General features: G+C 65.2%; 10 protein-coding genes. 5 read left to right on the plus strand and 5 right to left on the minus strand.

The features are described 5' to 3' along the window. Window positions 1-34 precede the first annotated feature (34 nt). From AB1634_05280 to ileS, 3 genes are read right to left on the minus strand one after another with little or no spacing between them, the layout of a single operon-like run. Window positions 35-259 (minus strand): type II toxin-antitoxin system HicA family toxin, encoded by a 225-nt coding sequence (locus tag AB1634_05280; protein MEW6218934.1) that lies wholly within the window; start codon window positions 257-259, stop codon window positions 35-37. Further along, window positions 256-465: a type II toxin-antitoxin system HicB family antitoxin gene (locus AB1634_05285; protein MEW6218935.1), complete on the minus strand. Its 210-nt coding sequence runs from the start codon at window positions 463-465 to the stop codon at window positions 256-258. The genes AB1634_05280 and AB1634_05285 overlap by 4 nt, the downstream gene beginning before the upstream one ends. Window positions 466-496: 31 nt before the next feature. Continuing rightward, entirely contained in the window at window positions 497-3,313 is a 2,817-nt protein-coding gene (gene ileS, locus AB1634_05290) for an isoleucine--tRNA ligase (protein MEW6218936.1), read from the minus strand. Window positions 3,314-3,570: 257 nt separating this feature from the next. Here ileS and AB1634_05295 point away from each other — a divergent pair, with 257 nt between their 5' ends. The 3 genes from AB1634_05295 to AB1634_05305 all read left to right on the plus strand — a co-directional run bounded on the left by AB1634_05295 (window position 3,571) and on the right by AB1634_05305 (window position 5,150). Continuing rightward, the gene (locus AB1634_05295) at window positions 3,571-4,338 is read left to right on the plus strand and encodes an AAA family ATPase (protein MEW6218937.1); all 768 of its coding nucleotides are present in this window, start codon (window positions 3,571-3,573) and stop codon (window positions 4,336-4,338) included. Between the two features lie 63 nt (window positions 4,339-4,401). After that, window positions 4,402-4,671 (plus strand): DNA polymerase III subunit beta, encoded by a 270-nt coding sequence (locus AB1634_05300; GenBank protein ID MEW6218938.1) that lies wholly within the window; start codon window positions 4,402-4,404, stop codon window positions 4,669-4,671. Next, the gene (locus AB1634_05305) at window positions 4,668-5,150 is read left to right on the plus strand and encodes a hypothetical protein (protein ID MEW6218939.1); all 483 of its coding nucleotides are present in this window, start codon (window positions 4,668-4,670) and stop codon (window positions 5,148-5,150) included. The genes AB1634_05300 and AB1634_05305 overlap by 4 nt, the downstream gene beginning before the upstream one ends. Before the next feature lie 25 nt (window positions 5,151-5,175). Here the strand turns inward: AB1634_05305 and AB1634_05310 are convergent, their stop codons facing one another. Continuing rightward, window positions 5,176-5,556 (minus strand): hypothetical protein, encoded by a 381-nt coding sequence (locus AB1634_05310; protein ID MEW6218940.1) that lies wholly within the window; start codon window positions 5,554-5,556, stop codon window positions 5,176-5,178. 655 nt (window positions 5,557-6,211) lie between these two features. Between AB1634_05310 and AB1634_05315 the strand changes: the two genes are divergently transcribed. Both AB1634_05315 and AB1634_05320 read left to right on the plus strand, forming a co-directional pair. Beyond that, window positions 6,212-8,728: a hypothetical protein gene (locus AB1634_05315; GenBank protein ID MEW6218941.1), complete on the plus strand. Its 2,517-nt coding sequence runs from the start codon at window positions 6,212-6,214 to the stop codon at window positions 8,726-8,728. A gap of 180 nt (window positions 8,729-8,908) precedes the next feature. After that, on the plus strand, window positions 8,909-16,726 hold the full coding sequence (locus AB1634_05320; GenBank protein ID MEW6218942.1) for a choice-of-anchor Q domain-containing protein: 7,818 nt from the start codon (window positions 8,909-8,911) through the stop codon (window positions 16,724-16,726). Window positions 16,727-16,891: 165 nt separating this feature from the next. Here the strand turns inward: AB1634_05320 and AB1634_05325 are convergent, their stop codons facing one another. Next, window positions 16,892-17,554: a hypothetical protein gene (locus AB1634_05325; protein MEW6218943.1), complete on the minus strand. Its 663-nt coding sequence runs from the start codon at window positions 17,552-17,554 to the stop codon at window positions 16,892-16,894.

A 17,554-nucleotide genomic window follows, 5' to 3' on the forward strand; every position in this document is an offset into this window, starting at 1 on the left:
TGGGTTGTTCGGCGATTCCTGCCGCGGATGGAGCTCACAGAGCCCCCTGGAGCTCGTTGATGGTCATTTCACAGTCGCGCAGGATTTGAGCAAGAAGGCCGCGGCCAATGTTCTCACGGCGATGGACAGGAACGACCGTGCACCTGCCATCAGGATGTTGCAGGAAATGATGGCTGCCCTTGACGCGAGCCACCTCAAAACCGCCCTTGGCTAACGCTCGTATGAGCTGGTGGCCAGTAACAGAAGGAAATGTGCTCATGTATTGAGGGCTACGCGCTGGACGCCTACAAACTCGTTTGTGATCGGCTGTTCCACTTCCAGGCAGAGCGCAATGGCCTCTCTGATTCTTTCCATCAACACATCCAACGACTTCGCCTGAGTATGACAGCCTCGCAGAGCCGGCACCGAGGCAACATAATACCCATCTTCATCTCTTTCTATAATGACATGAAATTCACGCATCACTTCTCCGTCCTCCCCATACAGACCAATACCCTCAGCGGACCGCCGCCGCGCCCGCCCAGCTGCCGGTCACCACCGCGGCGCAGCGCTGGCACAGGGCCGGATGCTGGGCCAGGGTGCCGACGCTCTCCGCCCGGGTCCAGCAGCGCTCGCATTTGGCGCCGGCGGCCGGACGCACCGCCACCCGCAGACCGGGAATGGTCTCGCTGGCGAAGGCGGCTTCGCCCTCGCCCAGGCGGGCCGGGGTCAGGGTGGAGACGATGCTGGCCGCTGCCAGGTCCGGCCAGTGCCGGTCCAGGAAGGCGGCCAGCTCCGGCTCCGCCTCCACCAGCACCTCGGCCTCCAGGGAGTGGCCGATGGTCTTCGCGGCCCTGGCCAGCTCGAGAGCGCGGGTGATCTCGCTCCGCACTGCCAGGAGCCGCTCCCAGTCGGCAGCCAGGGCCTCGTCCAGATGCTCCGGCCGCTCGGCCGGGAACAGGGCCACGAAGGGGTTGGCCTCCCGGGCCGGGTCGGCGGGCAGCTGGTCCCAGACCTCGGCGGCGGTGAAGGACAGGACCGGCGCCATGAGACGCACCAGGCTGTCCAGGATCTCGTGGAGCACGGTCTGGGCGCCCCGGCGGCCCGGCGAGGCAGCCGGAGAGGTATATAGCCGATCCTTCAGGATGTCGAGATAGAGCGCGCTCATGGTGACGGCGCAGAACTGGTGCAGGGCCTGGTAGACGATGTGGAAGTCGAAGGCCTGGTAGGCCACCAGCACCCGTCTCTTCACGGTTTCCAGGTGATGGAGGGCCCAGCGGTCCAGGGCGGACAGCTCCTGGTAGGCCACCCGGTCGCGGGCCGGCTCGAAGTCGTAGAGGTTGCCCAGAAGGAACCGGATGGTGTTCCGGATCTTGCGGTAGGCGTCGGAGAGCCGGGAAAGGATCTCGTCGGAGATCTTGATGTCGTCCCGGTAGTCCTCCGCCGACACCCACAGCCGCAGGATCTCGGCCCCGTATTTCCTGATGATCTCCGCCGGGGCGATGACGTTGCCGAGGCTTTTGGACATCTTCTTTCCCTGGCCATCCACCACGAAGCCGTGGGTGAGCACCCCCCGGTACGGCGGCACCCCGCGGGTGCCGATGGCGGCCAGCAAAGAGGAGTGGAACCAGCCCCGGTGCTGGTCGCTGCCCTCCAGATAGAGATCCGCCGGCGAGCGCAGCCCGGGCCGCTCCTCCAGGACCGCCGCAAAGCTCACCCCGGAGTCGAACCAGACGTCGAGGATATCGTCCTCCCGGCGGAAGGAGGCGCTGCCGCACGAGCTGCAGCGGGCGTCCTCGCCCAGAATCGCTGCCGGCGTCAGGGTGAACCAGATGTCTGCCCCGTGCTCGGCAAAGAGCGCCACGATCCGCTCTGCCACCCCCTGGTCCCGCACCGGGGTGCCGCAGTCGGCGCAGGCGAAAACCGTGATCGGCACGCCCCAGGCCCGCTGCCGGGACAGGCACCAGTCCGGCCGCGCCTCGATCATGCCGGAGATCCGCTCCATGCCCCACTTGGGGGTCCAGGTCACGGTTTTGATCGCCGCCAGGGCCCTATCCCGCAGCTGGTCATGCTCCATGGACAGGAACCACTGGGCCGTGGCCCGGAAGAAAACCGGCCTCTTGCACCGCCAGCAATGGGGGTAGCTGTGGCTGATGGTCGCCTCCGCCGCCAGGGCGCCGGCAGCCGCCAGATCCCGGGTGATGACCGGGTTGGCCTCCCAGATCAGCTGGCCCTGGTACGGCCCGGCCTCGGCGGTGAAGCGGCCCCGGTCATCCACCGGTGACAGAATGGGCAGATCGTATTTGAGGCCGGACAGGTAGTCCTCCCGGCCGTGGCCCGGCGCGGTGTGCACGCAGCCGGTACCGGTGTCCTGGGTGACATAGTCCGCCAGGATGATGCGGGAATCCCGGTCCAGGAAAGGATGGCGGCAGCGCCGGCCGGCCAGGTCAGAGGCGGCCAGCCGGGCCAGGACCGGCGCCGGCTCCCGGCCGCAGGCGGCCAGGGCCGCAAACGCCAGGCCCTCGGCCACGATCCAGACCTCGTCCCCCACCGCCAGGGCCACATAGGGGAAATCGGGATGGAGGGCCACCGCCAGGTTGCCGGGCAGGGTCCAGGGAGTGGTGGTCCAGATCACCAGGCTGACCTGGCGGCCGGCCAGCGCCGGGGCCAGCTCCGCCGGATCGCCGATCAGGGGGAATTTCACGTAGATGGAGGGCGAGGCATGATCGGCGTACTCCACCTCGGCCTCGGCCAGGGCGGTGGTGCAGGAGCTGCACCAGTAGACCGGCTTCTTGGAGCGCACCACGGCGCCGGAAAGCAAAAAACGGTTGAACTCCCGGGCGATGGCCGCCTCGTAGCCGAAGGTCATGGTGAGGTACGGCTCGTCCCAGTCCCCCAGCACGCCCAGACGCCGGAACTCCTCCCGCTGGGTGTCGATCCATTTCTCGGCGAAGCGGCGGCAGTGCTGCCGCACCGCCAGCTTGTCCAGCTCTTTCTTCTTCGCCCCCAGCTCCTTGTCCACCTGATGCTCGATGGGCAGGCCATGACAGTCCCAGCCGGGCACGTAGGGGCAGTGGAAGCCGGCCATGCGCCGGGACTTCAGGATGATGTCCTTGAGGACCTTGTTGAAGGCGGTGCCCATATGGATGTGGCCATTGGCGTACGGCGGGCCATCGTGGAGGACATAGAGCGGCCGGTTGGCCGTGGCCTCCTGAATCCGGGCGTAGAGGCCTTCCTCCTGCCATCGGGCCAGCTGCCGGGGCTCGTTGGCGGCCAGGCTGGCCTTCATGGGAAAGCTGGTCTGAGGCAGGTTAAGGGTGTCCCGGTAATCCATAGGATGCGGTCTCCGTGCAGGGCGAGGAGGATCGATGCCGGCGCAAGCCACTGCCCTCTCCTCCCCAAATCGGGAAGCAGGTCAGAAAGTGGCCGGCGATGACTCCGGTGGCGTCGGCGGGAAAAACGGATGAAGGCGACGGCGGCCGCATCCGCGAAGATCGGCCGCAGAGCGGCCGCGGGCGGTGCAGGCCCGTCCGATTTCGGCTACAATACCAACCCGCATGCAACTTGCAAGACTAAAGTGAAGGAGCTCCCATGACCAGGATCATCGCCTTGGCGGGCAAGGGCGGCACCGGCAAGACCACCACGGCCGCCCTGCTCATCAACTATCTGAAGCACCGCCGGCTGACCCCGGTCCTGGCCGTGGATGCCGACGCCAATGCCAACCTCAACGAGCTTCTGGGCTTGACGGTGGACCTGACGGTGGGGGAGATCCGCCAGGGGGTCAAGGGCGAGATGCCGCCCAGCATGACCCGGGACCAGTACATGGAGATGCAGCTCCACCAGGCCCTGGTGGAGGCAACCGGCTTTGACCTTCTGGTCATGGGCCGGCCGGACGGCCCGGGCTGCTACTGCGCCGCCAACTCGTTCCTGGCGGCGGCCATGGACAGCCTGGCCGGCAACTACCGCTTCCTTCTGGTGGACAACGAGGCGGGCATGGAGCACTTAAGCCGCATGAACCTCAGGCGGATCGACCTCCTTCTCGTGGTCTCCGACGCCTCGGCCCGGGGCATCCAGGCTGCCAGCCGCATCGCCGGCCTCACCGTGCCCCTGGGTGTGTCCCTGGGCCGCCAGGCCCTCATCGTCAACCGCGCCCCGGAGCCGGTGCCGCCGGCCCTGGCCGAACGGGTGGCTGCCGCCGAGGCCGCCGGCCTGCCCCTGGCCGGCTACCTGCCGGAGGATGACACCCTGGCCGAAACAGAGATCCGGGGCGGGTCCTATCTGGACCTCACCCCGGATCTGCCCATTCTGGCCCGGGCCTTCGCCCTCTTCGACCAGCTTATCGGCCCCCTGGCTGCCTGAGGCTGCTCGTGGATCTGCCGGATATAACAGCCAGATTGCACTGAAGGCATGGAGGAGGTTGCTATGGCCGTAAGTGAGGCGCAAATAGAACGGGCGATAGCACTCTCAAAGGCTTACGGAGTATCCCGTTTGATTCTTTTTGGTAGCGCTGCGGAATCCCCTGAAACCGCACAGGATCTCGATCTTGCTTGCGACGGCATTGCTGGGTGGCGAATCTTCGAGCTTGGCGCACAAATCGAGGACGAATTGGGAACCTCCGTTGACCTTATTCCCTTGCGACCGTCGACACCCTTCACAAGGATTGTGGAGCGGAAAGGGAAAGTGCTGATATGACTTGGGCGGACTTGGCCGAGGAAATCGCCATTGAGCTCGAGTTGATGCAAGTGACGATTCAGGAGCTTTCGGACTTGGCTGAGGACGCCGGCGACAGAGAGCCGTCGATTCGGGACAGAACCGCGGCAGCGGCATTTCTTGCTCAGTTCTACAACGGTGTCGAGAACATCCTGAAACGTACCAGTCGATTCCATGGCGTCCCATTGCCGACAGGAGAAACATGGCACGCAGAGCTTCTCAAGCGGTTTTCGGCACCTGGTTATGCCAACCTGCCGATTCTTCTGGATCACGAGTTGCTCATAAAGCTGTCAGGGTACAGAAAGTTCAGACATGTGGTTCATCACGGCTACGGATTTCAGATCGAGTGGTCGCGGTTGCACGAAGGCATCCTTCATGTTTCATGGGTATTCCAGAAGCTGAAAGACGCCGCAGAGCGGTTCCTGAAGGAGGCCAGGCCACAAGTCGAGGAGAGGATGTAGAACCACGGCTGTATTTCAGGGCTCCTTACGGTCCCGGCGGTGGCCCGGCGGGTGGTGGGCACTGGAAGCCGAAGACAAAGCCATCCCCAAAGATGAGCTTCTGATCGCCGTTCGTGCCTTCCCTCTCCGCAAAGGCCGCCTCCACGAAGCCGGCGGTGTCGATCACCCCGAAGAAGCGGGGGGTGCCGCTGGTCAGAATGGCACTGGCACCAAAATCCACCGGGCGGCCGTCCAGCACGATGCTGACCTTGGCGGGCGGCGAGTTGGTCAGGACGAAGCCGCCGGCTGCATAGAGCAGGCCGATCCCCCGGCCCCGGAAGCAGTCCCCGCACAGGCCGGGACGGCTGCAGAGCGGCGGCCCGAAGGCGCCATGAGGCACGGCAAAAAGGCCCCAGCTGCCGGCCACCGCTGCCCCGCGGCCGGTGGTGATGGCGCCACCGGGTAACAGGACGACCAGATCACCCCCTGGCTGGTCATGGCCGGCGCGGTGACAAAGGACCCGCCCGACCGGACCTGCTGCCAGGGCACAGCGTCCTCGAACCCTTCCTGGACCACGAAGTAGCCATGCTGAGCCAGGGCGGCCAGGAACTGCGCCTGGTCGCCAATACTGGCACGCCCTGCCCGGGCATCCGATGCGGCTCCAGCCAATCCAGTCAACGCGATAGCAGCCACGACGCTCGCCCGCACCCCTCCGTTATGAAGGCAGTTCACATAAGACCCGTCGCTCGCCACCAGACTTCTCTTGTTCTTCCGGTGCCCGTTTCTTAGCCTGAGATTATACACCGGATTGTCTCCATTCCTGCCGCTCACGACTGCCTCCCCACGGACGTTTGCGGTGGCCGTCCACCGGCGCGGCTTTCTGCCGGGCTGATGGATTGGCCGATGCCAGAAGCTGTCGTGGCCACGCACCTTCCATGTTGCTCCTTCTTCACCAGCGAGACCTCTCCATGAAGAACGGCATCCGCACCCCTCTTCTTCTTGTGCTCTTCGTTGTCATCCAATCCTGCCTCACCACCAGTGCCCTGGCCGGTGTCGAGCCATCCCACACCTGGGTTGGCGAGGTGACGGCTGAGCGTCCTACGGCGCTTGCCCTGGATGCCGCGGAGAACCTCTACGTGGTGGAGACCGGCCGCAACCGGCTCCAAATCGTCGGGACCGATGGCAGGACAATTGGCCTGCTCACCGGGCTCGACCGCCCGGTGAGCGTCGCTGTGGACAGCCGGGGGCGGATCTACGTCGGGAACAATGGCCGGGGAAATGTCGAGGTCTACAACCGGGATCTCCAGCTGCTCCACAAGCTCGGGGCGGGCGATCAGGAGCTTGCCCGGCCCGCGGGTCTGGGAGTGACCACGGAGGGCAAGGTGTATGTGGCTGACGGACTCGCCAACACCGTCAAGGTGTATGACGCGGGCGGAGCCCAGCTCTTTTCATTCGGGGAGCCGGGCGGCGGGGAGGGGCAGCTGCACACCCCCACGGCGCTGGCGATCGACGAGGGCAATGGCCGGGTGCTGGTGGCGGATCTGCCGGTACGGACTTCGAGGAAGGGCTCCTATGAAGCCGCGCGGGTGCAGGCTTTCGATCTGGCGGGCCGTTTTCTGCAGGTCGTCGGCGACTTCGGGGTGGGTGAAGGCAGCCTCATCAAGCCCTTGGGGCTCGCCGTGGACGGCGCCGGCAGGATCCTGGTGGCTGACGCGTATGAAAACGTGGTTCAGGTGTTCGATCATGCCGGAGTCCACCAGGAGACCCTCTACGACGGGGAGCGGCCGTTGCGCACCGCACTGGGCGTGGCCTACGGTCTGGAAACGGAACGGCTTTTCGTGGCCTCGCACAAGGGCACGGGGGTTGCTGTGTTCGGCCTGCCCGAGACCCATACGATCGCGGTGGAGACGGCAGCGGGAGGCACGATCTCACCGTTCGGGCTGCTCGAGGTGTTCCACGGGATGAGCCAGGAATTCAGGATCTCGCCTGATCCTGGCTACGCGATCTCGCAGGTGCTGGTGGACAGCGTCGGGGTGGGGCCGGTGGCCAGCTATACCCTGACCAAAGTCGTCGCGGATCACACCATCGCTGCCCGGTTCGAGCCGAAGATCTACGCAATCCAGGCTGCGGCCACCGGCGGCGGGACGATCTCGCCGGCCGGGTCGGTTGAGATCGGCCATGGCGGGCGGGTGGTCTTTTCGGTGCAGGCCGCGGACGACCACCATGTGGCGCAAGTGCTGGTGGACGGTGCGGATGTGGGACCGGTCTCGGAATACGAATTTTCCGCGGTCGACAGAGGACACACCATCGAGGCGGTCTTTGCGCCGAGCCTCGGCCACACGATTGCCGCCACGGCCGGAGTGCACGGCACGATCAGCCCGACGGGTGCGGTGCGTGTGCCCTACGGCGAAGAACAGGCCTTCACCATCAGCCCTGATACAGGGTACACGATCGCTGCCGTGTTGGTGGACGGCAGGGCCGTCGGTGCTCCAGCGTCCTATACGTTTCCTTTCGTGACCGCCGATCATACGATTGAGGCGACTTTTGCCGAGAGTCCCGTGGAGTATCGGCTTGCGGTGGAGATCGTGGGCCGCGGCAGCGTCCAGGGCGCTCTCGCCGGTATCGCGTGCCCCGAGGACTGCAGCGAGGAGTACCGGGCAGGCACCGAGGTAAGCCTGGTGGCCGTGCCGGCGGACGGCTGGCGGCTTGTCGGCTGGGGCGAGGCCTGCGCAGGCGACGCTGCCATGTGTACCGTGACCATGGAGGGTACAAGAGCAGTGACCGCTCGCTTCCTGCCGGCAACGGCTATCGAAGATTTCGAGCGTGGCGACCTTGCGAAGCTCCCGTGGCTGACCGGCGGGACAGGGGCCTGGGCGATCGAAGAGGAGGTCACCCGCGGCGGCCGTTATGCGGTGGCGGCGCCCCTGGATCTCGGAGCTGGGGAATCAAGCTTCCTGGAGGTGACCCTCGAGGTGGAGAGCGCGGGCGAGCTCTCCTTCTGGCACCGGGAATCGACGGCCGCAGACCAGGATTACCTGCGACTCCTGATCGACGGCGAGGAGCACGGGAACTGGTCCGGGGAGGACTCCTGGAGCCGGGCGGATGTCGCCGTCGCACCGGGCCGCCACACCCTGCGCTGGGAGTATGTGCGAGGCGCGGGCGCGGCGGCAGGTGCCAACACGGTATGGCTGGATGATATCGCCTTCCCGGCCTTCGCTCACCCGGTGTACCCGGTGGCAGACCTGAAGGCCAACTGCCAGGACGGGCCGCTGGTCCTGCGTCGCGGCGAGCGACTGCAGGTCTCGGCAGGGCTCGCCGCCGGCGGACGAGCCGGCGAGAACGCCGACTGGTTTGTGGAGCTTCGGGCGCACCGGGGCTGGTATGCCTATAACCTCTTCAAAGGGAGCTGGCGCCAAGGGTTCGGACTCTCCTGGCTGGGTGCGCTATCGGTCGAGACGGCGGCCCACGACACCATCCTCGAGACAGCGGGTCTGCCCCCCGGCCTGTATGGCTTCTATTTCCTGGTGGATACCACCATGAACGGGAAGCTCGACCAGCCGTTCTCTTACGACTGCGTGTGGGTCAGCATTGAGGAGTAGCCACGGGATCGCAGAAGGTCAGGTTGAAAGGTTTCGGCCATCAGGCGTCCCGGGCTGTGGAGCCCGGAGCGGCTCAACCGGAATGGTGTCATCCGGCCACCGTGCTGCCGGTCGGGTCTCTTGTCGGGTGAGCGGAGCGAACCCCGGCGAGCGCGATTTCGCCAAGGGAGGAAGGCGATCATGAAGAGCCTGGGGAGGATGTGGGGGTGGGGGTGGGGGTGGGCTCTTTGCGCTTCCTTCTTCCTTGTCCATCCGGCCGCCGCCGACCAGAACGGTGTCGATTACCCGCATTGCAGTCTGACCAATGCCACCTGCGACGCCTGTCACTACATGGTCACCGACAATCCGCCACCGGCCTGGATTGCAGCCGATGCGCCTTACGATGCCCTCTGCGAGGTCTGCCACAACGATCTCCTGCGGACGACGCTTGAAACCCATTCGAGTGCGACCACCAGCGACCAGTATGGCACCTGGTCGATCGAGTGCCGGACCTGTCACTGGCCACACCATCAGAAGCAGCTCCGCACATACGGAGAGGCGAGCTACGTGCTCACCGGGACGGCGAGCGGGGTGACCTCCTCGCCGCCGGATGACCAGCACCAGTACGGATTCGGCACCCTGACTATGACCGGCGCCGGCTGGGCGAACGATCAATGGAACGGCTACATCCTCGTCCCCAATACGAGCCAGCTTTCCTACAGCTACCGAATCACCAGCACCAGCGCCGACACCCTGACCGTGGAGCCGGCTATTGATCTTGCCAAGGTCTCGATCGGCGATCCCTTTGCCGTCTACTACGGCAAGCTCATCAAGAGCACCCTGCCGACACCGAACAGCGGCAACAAGACGGTGCGCTTCTTCCGGAAGACGGGCGCCAACTCCTATGCCGACGGCGATACGGTCTACGACGGCGTCTGTGAGGTCTGCCACACCCGCACCAGCCACTACCGCAACGATGGCTCCGCGACCGAGCAGAACCACGAAAATCTGGGCGGCAAGTCCGGCACCAATTGCATCGACTGCCATTCCCACACCAACGGCTTCAGCCACGGCGGGGCGGGTGGCACGGGCTGCGAGGCGTGCCACGGCCATGACCTGGCCTTCGAATTCAGCCCCGGGCAATACAGCCAGGGCCGGGGGACGTTCCAGAGTCACTCCACCCATACGGAAGATGACGCCGACGACCTCAAGGGGCCTCACCTCGGCTGTGACGGCTGCCACGACACCAACTCCTTTCCGAGCTTCAAGTCGGGAGTCGACGGGAACGGCGATGGAAGCTTCAGTCTCGCAGAAACCGACGTCTGCGACCCCTGCCATAGCCCGGGCGGCACCTATGACGGGGTCAGCGACGGGGTCTTCGGTGCCAAGGAGATCTGGGCCAGCGGCGCCTATGTCGCAACCGACGACAGCACCCTCAGGAGCGGCAAAGACAGGTGGTGCGCCTCCTGCCACGATGAGGCACCCGCGATCATCGGGGGGGTATCCGCGCCCAACGTTACCGGCGACGAGGACGGCACGTACACCTACGGCACCGGCTGGGGCTACTACAAGACGGGCCACGGCCTGACTGATGCGTCAACCTATCCCTCCAGCGGAGGCCTGGTCTACGGCGCCGGCAAGGGATGCTCCGACTGCCATGACTATGCAGGCGCGCACATTGATGGGGATGCCCGAACCTATAGCGCAGGAAGCGACAACTACCAGGCCGGCTACCGTCTGAAGAGCATCGACGGCGCCGAGCCCATGTATATTCCCCGGCCCCAGAACGTCGACAACCATGATCCGGGCCATTACCGGCTCTGCTTCTCCTGCCATGACTCCAACCGGTACCTCTTGAAAACCCCCAATCCGGTAACCACCAGCTTCCGGGACGACCTCGATATCGGCCCCTGGGATGGCGGCACAGCGCCGATCAATATTCATGAATACCATCTTTCATTCAACACCCTCGATTTCGATTCCGACTGGGACGGCTCCCTGGACAGCGAAATCGCCTGCGTCAACTGCCATAACGTGCACGGCTCCACCCAGCTCTCCATGATTCGCGACGGCGAGCTGGTGGGCCGGGAGCCCGGCATGCAGATGTACTACGACAGCGTCCTCATCGCCCCGACTTACCAAGCGGGCTCGGTGCCAGGCCCGGCCACCACCCTCGACAACAGCACCGGCACCCTCTTCTGGGGGCCAAGCCCGGGCAATCTCTGCCAGCACTGCCACGGCGGCGACTGGGTGAAGTACTACCGTACCCCGCCCGCCCCCCCGGCGGCGCCATCCCTCGCCTGGACCAGCGAAGCGGATTATCTTGCCGACGGCGTCCATCCGGACAGCGGCCAGGGCGGCGATTACTTCACCTTCCGCATCGAGTACACCGATGCCAACTCCCAGCCGCCGCGGCTCATTCAGGTCTGGGTGGATGCCAACGACAACGGCACTTATGAGGCGAGCGAGAAGCACGATCTCCACGAGGTCGATTCCGGCGATGTCGATGTTTCGGACGGCAAGCTCTTCCGGACCATTCTGGGCCTGGATCTGGCCGGCGACGGCACGATCAGCTACCGTTTCCACGCCTCGGACGGCAAGTTCGACGCCACGAACGGCGCCGCCACAGGCAATCCCCTCGACGACACCGCCAATACTGTCGCCCTGACCAATAATGCCCCGGTCCTCTCCTGGACCGGCGAGGACGGCTATATTGCCGACGGCGTCAACCCCGGCGCGGCGGTGGCCGGCTCGACCTTCACCTTCCGGGTCAAGTACGCCGATGCGGACAATGACCCGCCCGCCACCATGCAGGTCTGGGTGGACCGGGACGACGACGGCACCGCGGCGGGCGACGAGGCCACCGAGCTCGTCAGCCTGGAGGCGGCGGACAGCGATGGCGATTACACCGACGGCAAGCTCTATACCAAGGACGTTCCTATTGCCGCAGCGGGTGACAATTCTTTGCAATACCGCTTCGTTGCCTCGGACGGCACCGATTCGGCCACCGGCATACCGACCGGCAGCCGGAGCCTCACCGTCACCACCGCCAATGCGGCACCGCTTCTCTCCTGGACCGGGGAGAACGGCTATATCCGGGACGGCGTGGAGCCGGATGCCGGCGCTCCTGGCGCCACCTTCACCTTCCGGGTGCGCTATCTCGATGCCGACAACAATCCTCCTTCTGCCGTCCAGCTCTTGATCGATAAAAACGATGACGGCGATTATCTCGATAGCGGCGAGCTGCTCGACCTGACTGCTGCCGACAGCGACAGCGACTATAGCGACGGCCGGGTCTATTCCGGGGCCGTGGTTCTTGCAAGCGCCGGGGACGGGATCCTCGACTACCGCTTCCAGGCCGCAGACGGCGCGGCCCAGGCCACCGGTGATCCGACCGAGAGCAATATGGTCACCGTGCTCATCGGCGCCAAGAAGGTCTCCTGCCCGGGAGTGGGCGACTACGACTACACCTCCATCCAGGCGGCCATCGACAATTCCTTCGACGGCGACCTCATCCTCGTGGCAGACGGCACCTGCACGGAGACCATCACGGTCAACAACAAGGACCTCACCATCGTGTCGGTGAACGGCGCCGGCGCCACCACCATCGACGGCAACAGCGCCGCAACCGTGGTGACCCTTGCCAACGGCGCTGACACCATCCTGGACGGCTTCACCATTACCGGCGGCAACCGGGCCTCGGGATACGGCTCCGGGATCGTGATCAGCAGCTCTTCCCCGGTGATCAGGAACTCGATCGTCATCGGCAATTATTCCCAGAGGGCCACGGCCGTCTATGCTTCCGGCAGCGGCTCCTTCGTCACGATCTCCGGCTGCACGGTGGACAGCAACACCTCCTCCCTGGAAGGCCCGGGCATTTATCTGGCGAGCGGCGTCTCCGCCGCGATCGTCGATACCACCTTCAGCAACAACTCCACGCCCAACGGCCACGGCGGCGGCCTCTACATGACCACCGGCGCCAATGCCTCTTTGACCGTCTCGGGCTCCACCTTCAGCAACAACGATGTTTCCACCTTCGGCGGCGGCCTCTATGTGGCGGGCTCCGCCGGCACGGTGACGGTGAGCATCGAGGACACCGTCTTCGACAGCGGCAACAGCGCCCAGCGGGGCGGGGCCATGTATATCGCGGACAGCGGCGCCACCCTGTCGCTCGCCATCTCCGACTCTACCGTCTCCGGCAATTCCGCCAGCCTGGAAGGAGGCGCTCTCTTTGTGAGCGGTGCCGATTCCGTCGTCATCGAGGGCTCCACCATTGCCGGCAATTCGTCGACGGACGCCGGCGGCCTCAAGGTCAGCAGCGCCGGCTCTCTGACGGTGACCGATACGAGCATCCGCGACAATACGGCTTCAGGCTCCGTCGGCGGCGGCATGGTGCTCTCCGGCGCCACCGCTCTCTTCGACGGATGCGCGATCACGGGAAACATGGCCGGAGGGCGAGGCGGCGGCGGTTATGTTTACACCGCCTCGCCCACCTTCAGGAACTGCATCGTCTCCGGCAACAAGGCCACCGGCTTCGAGGGCGGCGGTCTTGTCTTCGACGGTGCGGGTGTTGCGGCGAGCATCGTCAACTCGACCTTCAGCGGCAACAAGGCAGGGACCACCGGCGGAGCCATCGGCAATCGGAACAGCGCTTCGATCACGGTGAAGAATTCCATCCTTTACGGCGACGGCGGCGGTGTCGGCAGCTCGGAGATTTTCGGAGCCGTTTCCGCCTCGTACTCGCTCATCGGTCAGTATGGCTACGGCGGCGGCAACAATCTCAATACCAAGCCATACTTCATCGATCCGCAGTCCTACGAGTCGGCACCCACCTCGAGCGGCGACTATCATGTGCAGCTGAGCTCGCCGGCTATCGATGCGGGTACCTCCGACGGCGCTCCTGGCGACGATTTCGACGGCGACCTCCGGCCGCTCGGGGCCGGCATCGACATGGGGGCCGACGAAAAGGTCACGAAGGCCAACAACGCCCCGACGCTCGCCTGGACCGGCGAGACCGGTTTCGCGGCCGACGGCGTCGATCCGGACCTGGGCACCTCCGGCGGCAGCTACGTATTCCGGGTCAGCTACGCCGATGCCGACGACGATGCCCCCTCCTCTGTCCAGGTCTGGATCGACAGGAACGATGACGGCGATTTCCTGGATGGCGGCGAGAAGATCGACCTCGCCCCGGTGGACGGCGGCGATACGGTTTTCACCGACGGTCGGCTCTACACCGCAACCGTGCCCCTTGCGTATTCCGGTGACGGGGTCCTGCAATATCGTTTTTATGCCGCGGACGGCACTACAGCCGCTACCGGCAGTCCGACCTCCGGCAAGAGCGTCGTGGTCAACACCGTTCCGACCCTGACCTGGCTGGGCAGCGGCGACTATGCCTCCGACGGCGTCCATCCGGACAGCGGCGCCAGTGGCACGACCTTCGATTTCCGAGCCCGCTATGCCGATGCCGATAACAACGGCCCGACCACCATCCAGATATGGGTGGATGCCAACGACGACGGCGATTACCTCGATGCCGGCGAAAAACTGACCATGACCCAGCTTGATGCCGGCGATACCGTGTATTCCGACGGCAAGGATTATACAAAGACCGTCAGCCTGGGCTATGCCGGCGATGGTGAGCTGACTTACCGGTTCTATGCCTCGGACGGCTCCGCGGCCACCGGCACCCCCGCCTCCACGGGCGGTACGGTCACGGTCACCAACTCGGTGCCGGTCCTCTCCTGGCTCGGCAACGGCGGCTACATCAGCGACGGGGTCGACCCGAACGGCGGCTTGAGCGGGGCGAACAGCTTCGAATTCAGAATCCGCTACACCGATGGCGACAACCAGGCCCCGTCCTCTGTCCAGGTCTGGATCGACGAAAACGACAGCGGCTCCTACGAGCCTGGGGAAAAACATGATATGACCGCCCTGGTGCCGGGCGACACCACCTTCTCGGACGGCAAGGATTACACCTATACCGCCACCGGCCTTACCCGGGTGAGCGACGACGATCTGGGCTACCGCTTCGCGGCCAGCGACGGCATTGCCGCGGCCACCGGCACCCCGGCCACCGTTGACCGGCAGGTGGGGATCTTTGCCGCCAACCAGGCCCCGGATCTGGACTGGACCGGGGAGGCGGGCTACACCGCGGACGGCGTCGCTCCGGATTCGGGGGTGGAGGGCGACACATTCACTTTCCGGGTCAAGTACACCGATCCGGAAAACACCGCACCCACCCTGATCCAGGTCTGGGTGGATCTCGACGACGATGCGGTTGAGGACCCGGCCGAGCTGACCGCTCTCGATCCGGCGGATGCCGGCGATACCACCTATGACGACGGCAAGCTTTATAGCGCCGCCATCGTCATCTCTTCGGTGACCAACCCGACAACCACATACAAATTCAAAGCCGAGGATGGAGATGCTTCTCCCCTGGCTGCCACCGGCAACGCCACGGCCGAGCAGACAGTAATGGTGACCGGCGCGATCACCGTCTGCCCGGCAGGGCCTCCGGCCTGTGACTACAACAGCATCAACAACGCCATCGGCGCTGTTTCGTCCGGGGCCTTCATCCTGGTCAAGGACGGCACCTACAGCGAATATGTCAACTATTCCGGCAAGAACATCGCCATCGTTTCGCAAAATGGCGCCGGCTCCACCATCCTCCAGGGCGGGACCTCAGTCAATGCCTGGGATCCGGGGCTCCCGGTCGTCACCTTCAATAGCGGCGAGACGGCGAGCGCCGTCCTCGACGGCTTCACCATCGACAACCAGGAAGAACGCTCCGGCACCAGGGGCATCGTGATATCCGGGGCCACGCCGACCATCAAGAACTGCGTGATCAAAGGCAACCGCACCCCCGGCTCTGCGTACGGGGCCGGCGTCTATGTCAACAACTCGGCTCCGACCTTTGAAAACTGTACGATCAAGCAGAATTACACCATCAATCGAGCAGGGGCCGGTATGTACATCACCGGTGCGGCCGGCGGCGCTACCCTGACCGGCTGCACCATCGGCGGCGCGAGCGCCGCCGACCAGAACTTCAGCGAGAACGGCCAGGGAGGCGGCATCTATTTCTCGGGGTCGACCACCGGGCTGCTGACCCTCGACCATACCGCCATCACATACAACAAGAGCGCTTCGGAAGGCGCCGGACTCTATCTGAGCGGCATCACCCGGACGACGGTGATTGCCAACAGCTCTTCGATCAGCAACAACACCCAGACCGGCGACGGATACGGGGGGGGCATCTATGCCAGCAGTGCGCCAATGTCGATATCCGACAGCACCATCAGCAACAACTCGACCGGGGTGAACCGGGGAGGCGGCGGCCTTTACCTGGCAAGCACCTCGGCGACCATAACCGGCTCCACCATCAATTCCAACACCACCGGCGGCTATGGCGGGGGAGGGATCCATATCGGCGGCACCACCCCTTCTCTGGTCCTCTCCAGGAGCAATATCCGAGGCAACAGCGCCCTCAGCGGCGGGGACGGCGGCGGCATCAAGGTCGCCTCGGGAACAGCGACCATTACCAACTGCATCATTGCCGGCAACCGGGTCTCGGACGTTTGGAACTATGGCGGCGGCATCCAGAGCAGCGGCACCCTGTATCTCGACTTCAGCACCGTGGCCGACAACTACGCCCATTACGGCGGCGGCCTGGACATCGCCGGCGGCACGGCGAAGGCGTACAACAGCATCGTCTGGGGCAACGCTGCCTCGGGCGGCAACATCGAGTACCGGGGCGCCGTGACCTTCCACCTGACCGAGACCGCAGGCGATACCTCCTTCGTCAGCCGGAGCACGGCGAGCTCGTCCACCGCCACCACTGGCGGCGATTACCACCTGCAGGCCAACTCCAACTGCATCGATTCCGGCGACGGTTTGATCCATGACGATACCCCCGGCGCACCGGCGGTCGACTTGGATGGCAACGTCAGGCCGACCGATATTGCCGGCAAGGGTGACGGTACCGACGATTACGACAAGGGGGCTTACGAATATGTGCCTTGACCGCCCCCACGCCTATGGAGCGACCTCGCCGGCACGCGGTGCATGGGCAAACGAAGACTCGACGTTGGGAGCGCCGGATCGGGGCCTCGGCCCTGGCAGCCGGCTGGCCCCGGGAGGAGAGCGGCTATCGCCGGCGGCCGGAAGCCAGGTGAGGTAGGCGAGTCCTTACGGTCCCGGCGGTGGCCCGGCGGGTGGTGGGCACTGGAAGCCGAAGACAAAGCCATCCCCAAAGATGAGCTTCTGATCGCCGTTCGTGCCTTCCCTCTCCGCAAAGGCCGCCTCCACGAAGCCGGCGGTGTCGATCACCCCGAAGAAGCGGGGGGTGCCGCTGGTCAGAATGGCACTGGCACCAAAATCCACCGGGCGGCCGTCCAGCACGATGCTGACCTTGGCGGGCGGCGAGTTGGTCAGGACGAAGCCGCCGGCTGCATAGAGCAGGCCGATCCCCCGGCCCCGGAAGCAGTCCCCGCACAGGCCGGGACGGCTGCAGAGCGGCGGCCCGAAGGCGCCATGAGGCACGGCAAAAAGGCCCCAGCTGCCGGCCACCGCTGCCCCGCGGCCGGTGGTGATGGCGCCACCCGGGTAACAGGACGACCAGATCACCCCCTGGCTGGTCATGGCCGGCGCGGTGACAAAGGACCCGCCCGACCGGACCTGCTGCCAGGGCACGGCGTCCTCGAACCCTTCCTGGACCACGAAGTAGCCGTGCTGAGCCAGGGCGGCCAGGAACTGCGCCTGGTCGGTGTAGGTGGCCCGCCCTGCTCCGGCCTCCGGCGCCAGGACGGCCAACCCGATACAACCCACGATTGCCACCAGGCTCTTCTTCAT

This window comes from Thermodesulfobacteriota bacterium (assembly GCA_040755095.1).
Lineage (GTDB): Bacteria > Desulfobacterota > Desulfobulbia > Desulfobulbales > JBFMBH01 > JBFMBH01.

Excerpts from the sequence above, each read along its gene's own strand:
- AB1634_05280 (MEW6218934.1), bottom strand. The coding sequence starts at position 259 with ATGAGCACATTTCCTTCTGTTACTGGCCACCAGCTCATACGAGCGTTA.
- AB1634_05300 (MEW6218938.1), top strand. The coding sequence starts at position 4,402 with ATGGCCGTAAGTGAGGCGCAAATAGAACGGGCGATAGCACTCTCAAAG.
- AB1634_05320 (MEW6218942.1), top strand. The coding sequence starts at position 8,909 with ATGAAGAGCCTGGGGAGGATGTGGGGGTGGGGGTGGGGGTGGGCTCTT.
- AB1634_05305 (MEW6218939.1), top strand. The coding sequence starts at position 4,668 with ATGACTTGGGCGGACTTGGCCGAGGAAATCGCCATTGAGCTCGAGTTG.
- AB1634_05295 (MEW6218937.1), top strand. The coding sequence starts at position 3,571 with ATGACCAGGATCATCGCCTTGGCGGGCAAGGGCGGCACCGGCAAGACC.
- AB1634_05325 (MEW6218943.1), bottom strand. The coding sequence starts at position 17,554 with ATGAAGAAGAGCCTGGTGGCAATCGTGGGTTGTATCGGGTTGGCCGTC.
- ileS (MEW6218936.1), bottom strand. The coding sequence starts at position 3,313 with ATGGATTACCGGGACACCCTTAACCTGCCTCAGACCAGCTTTCCCATG.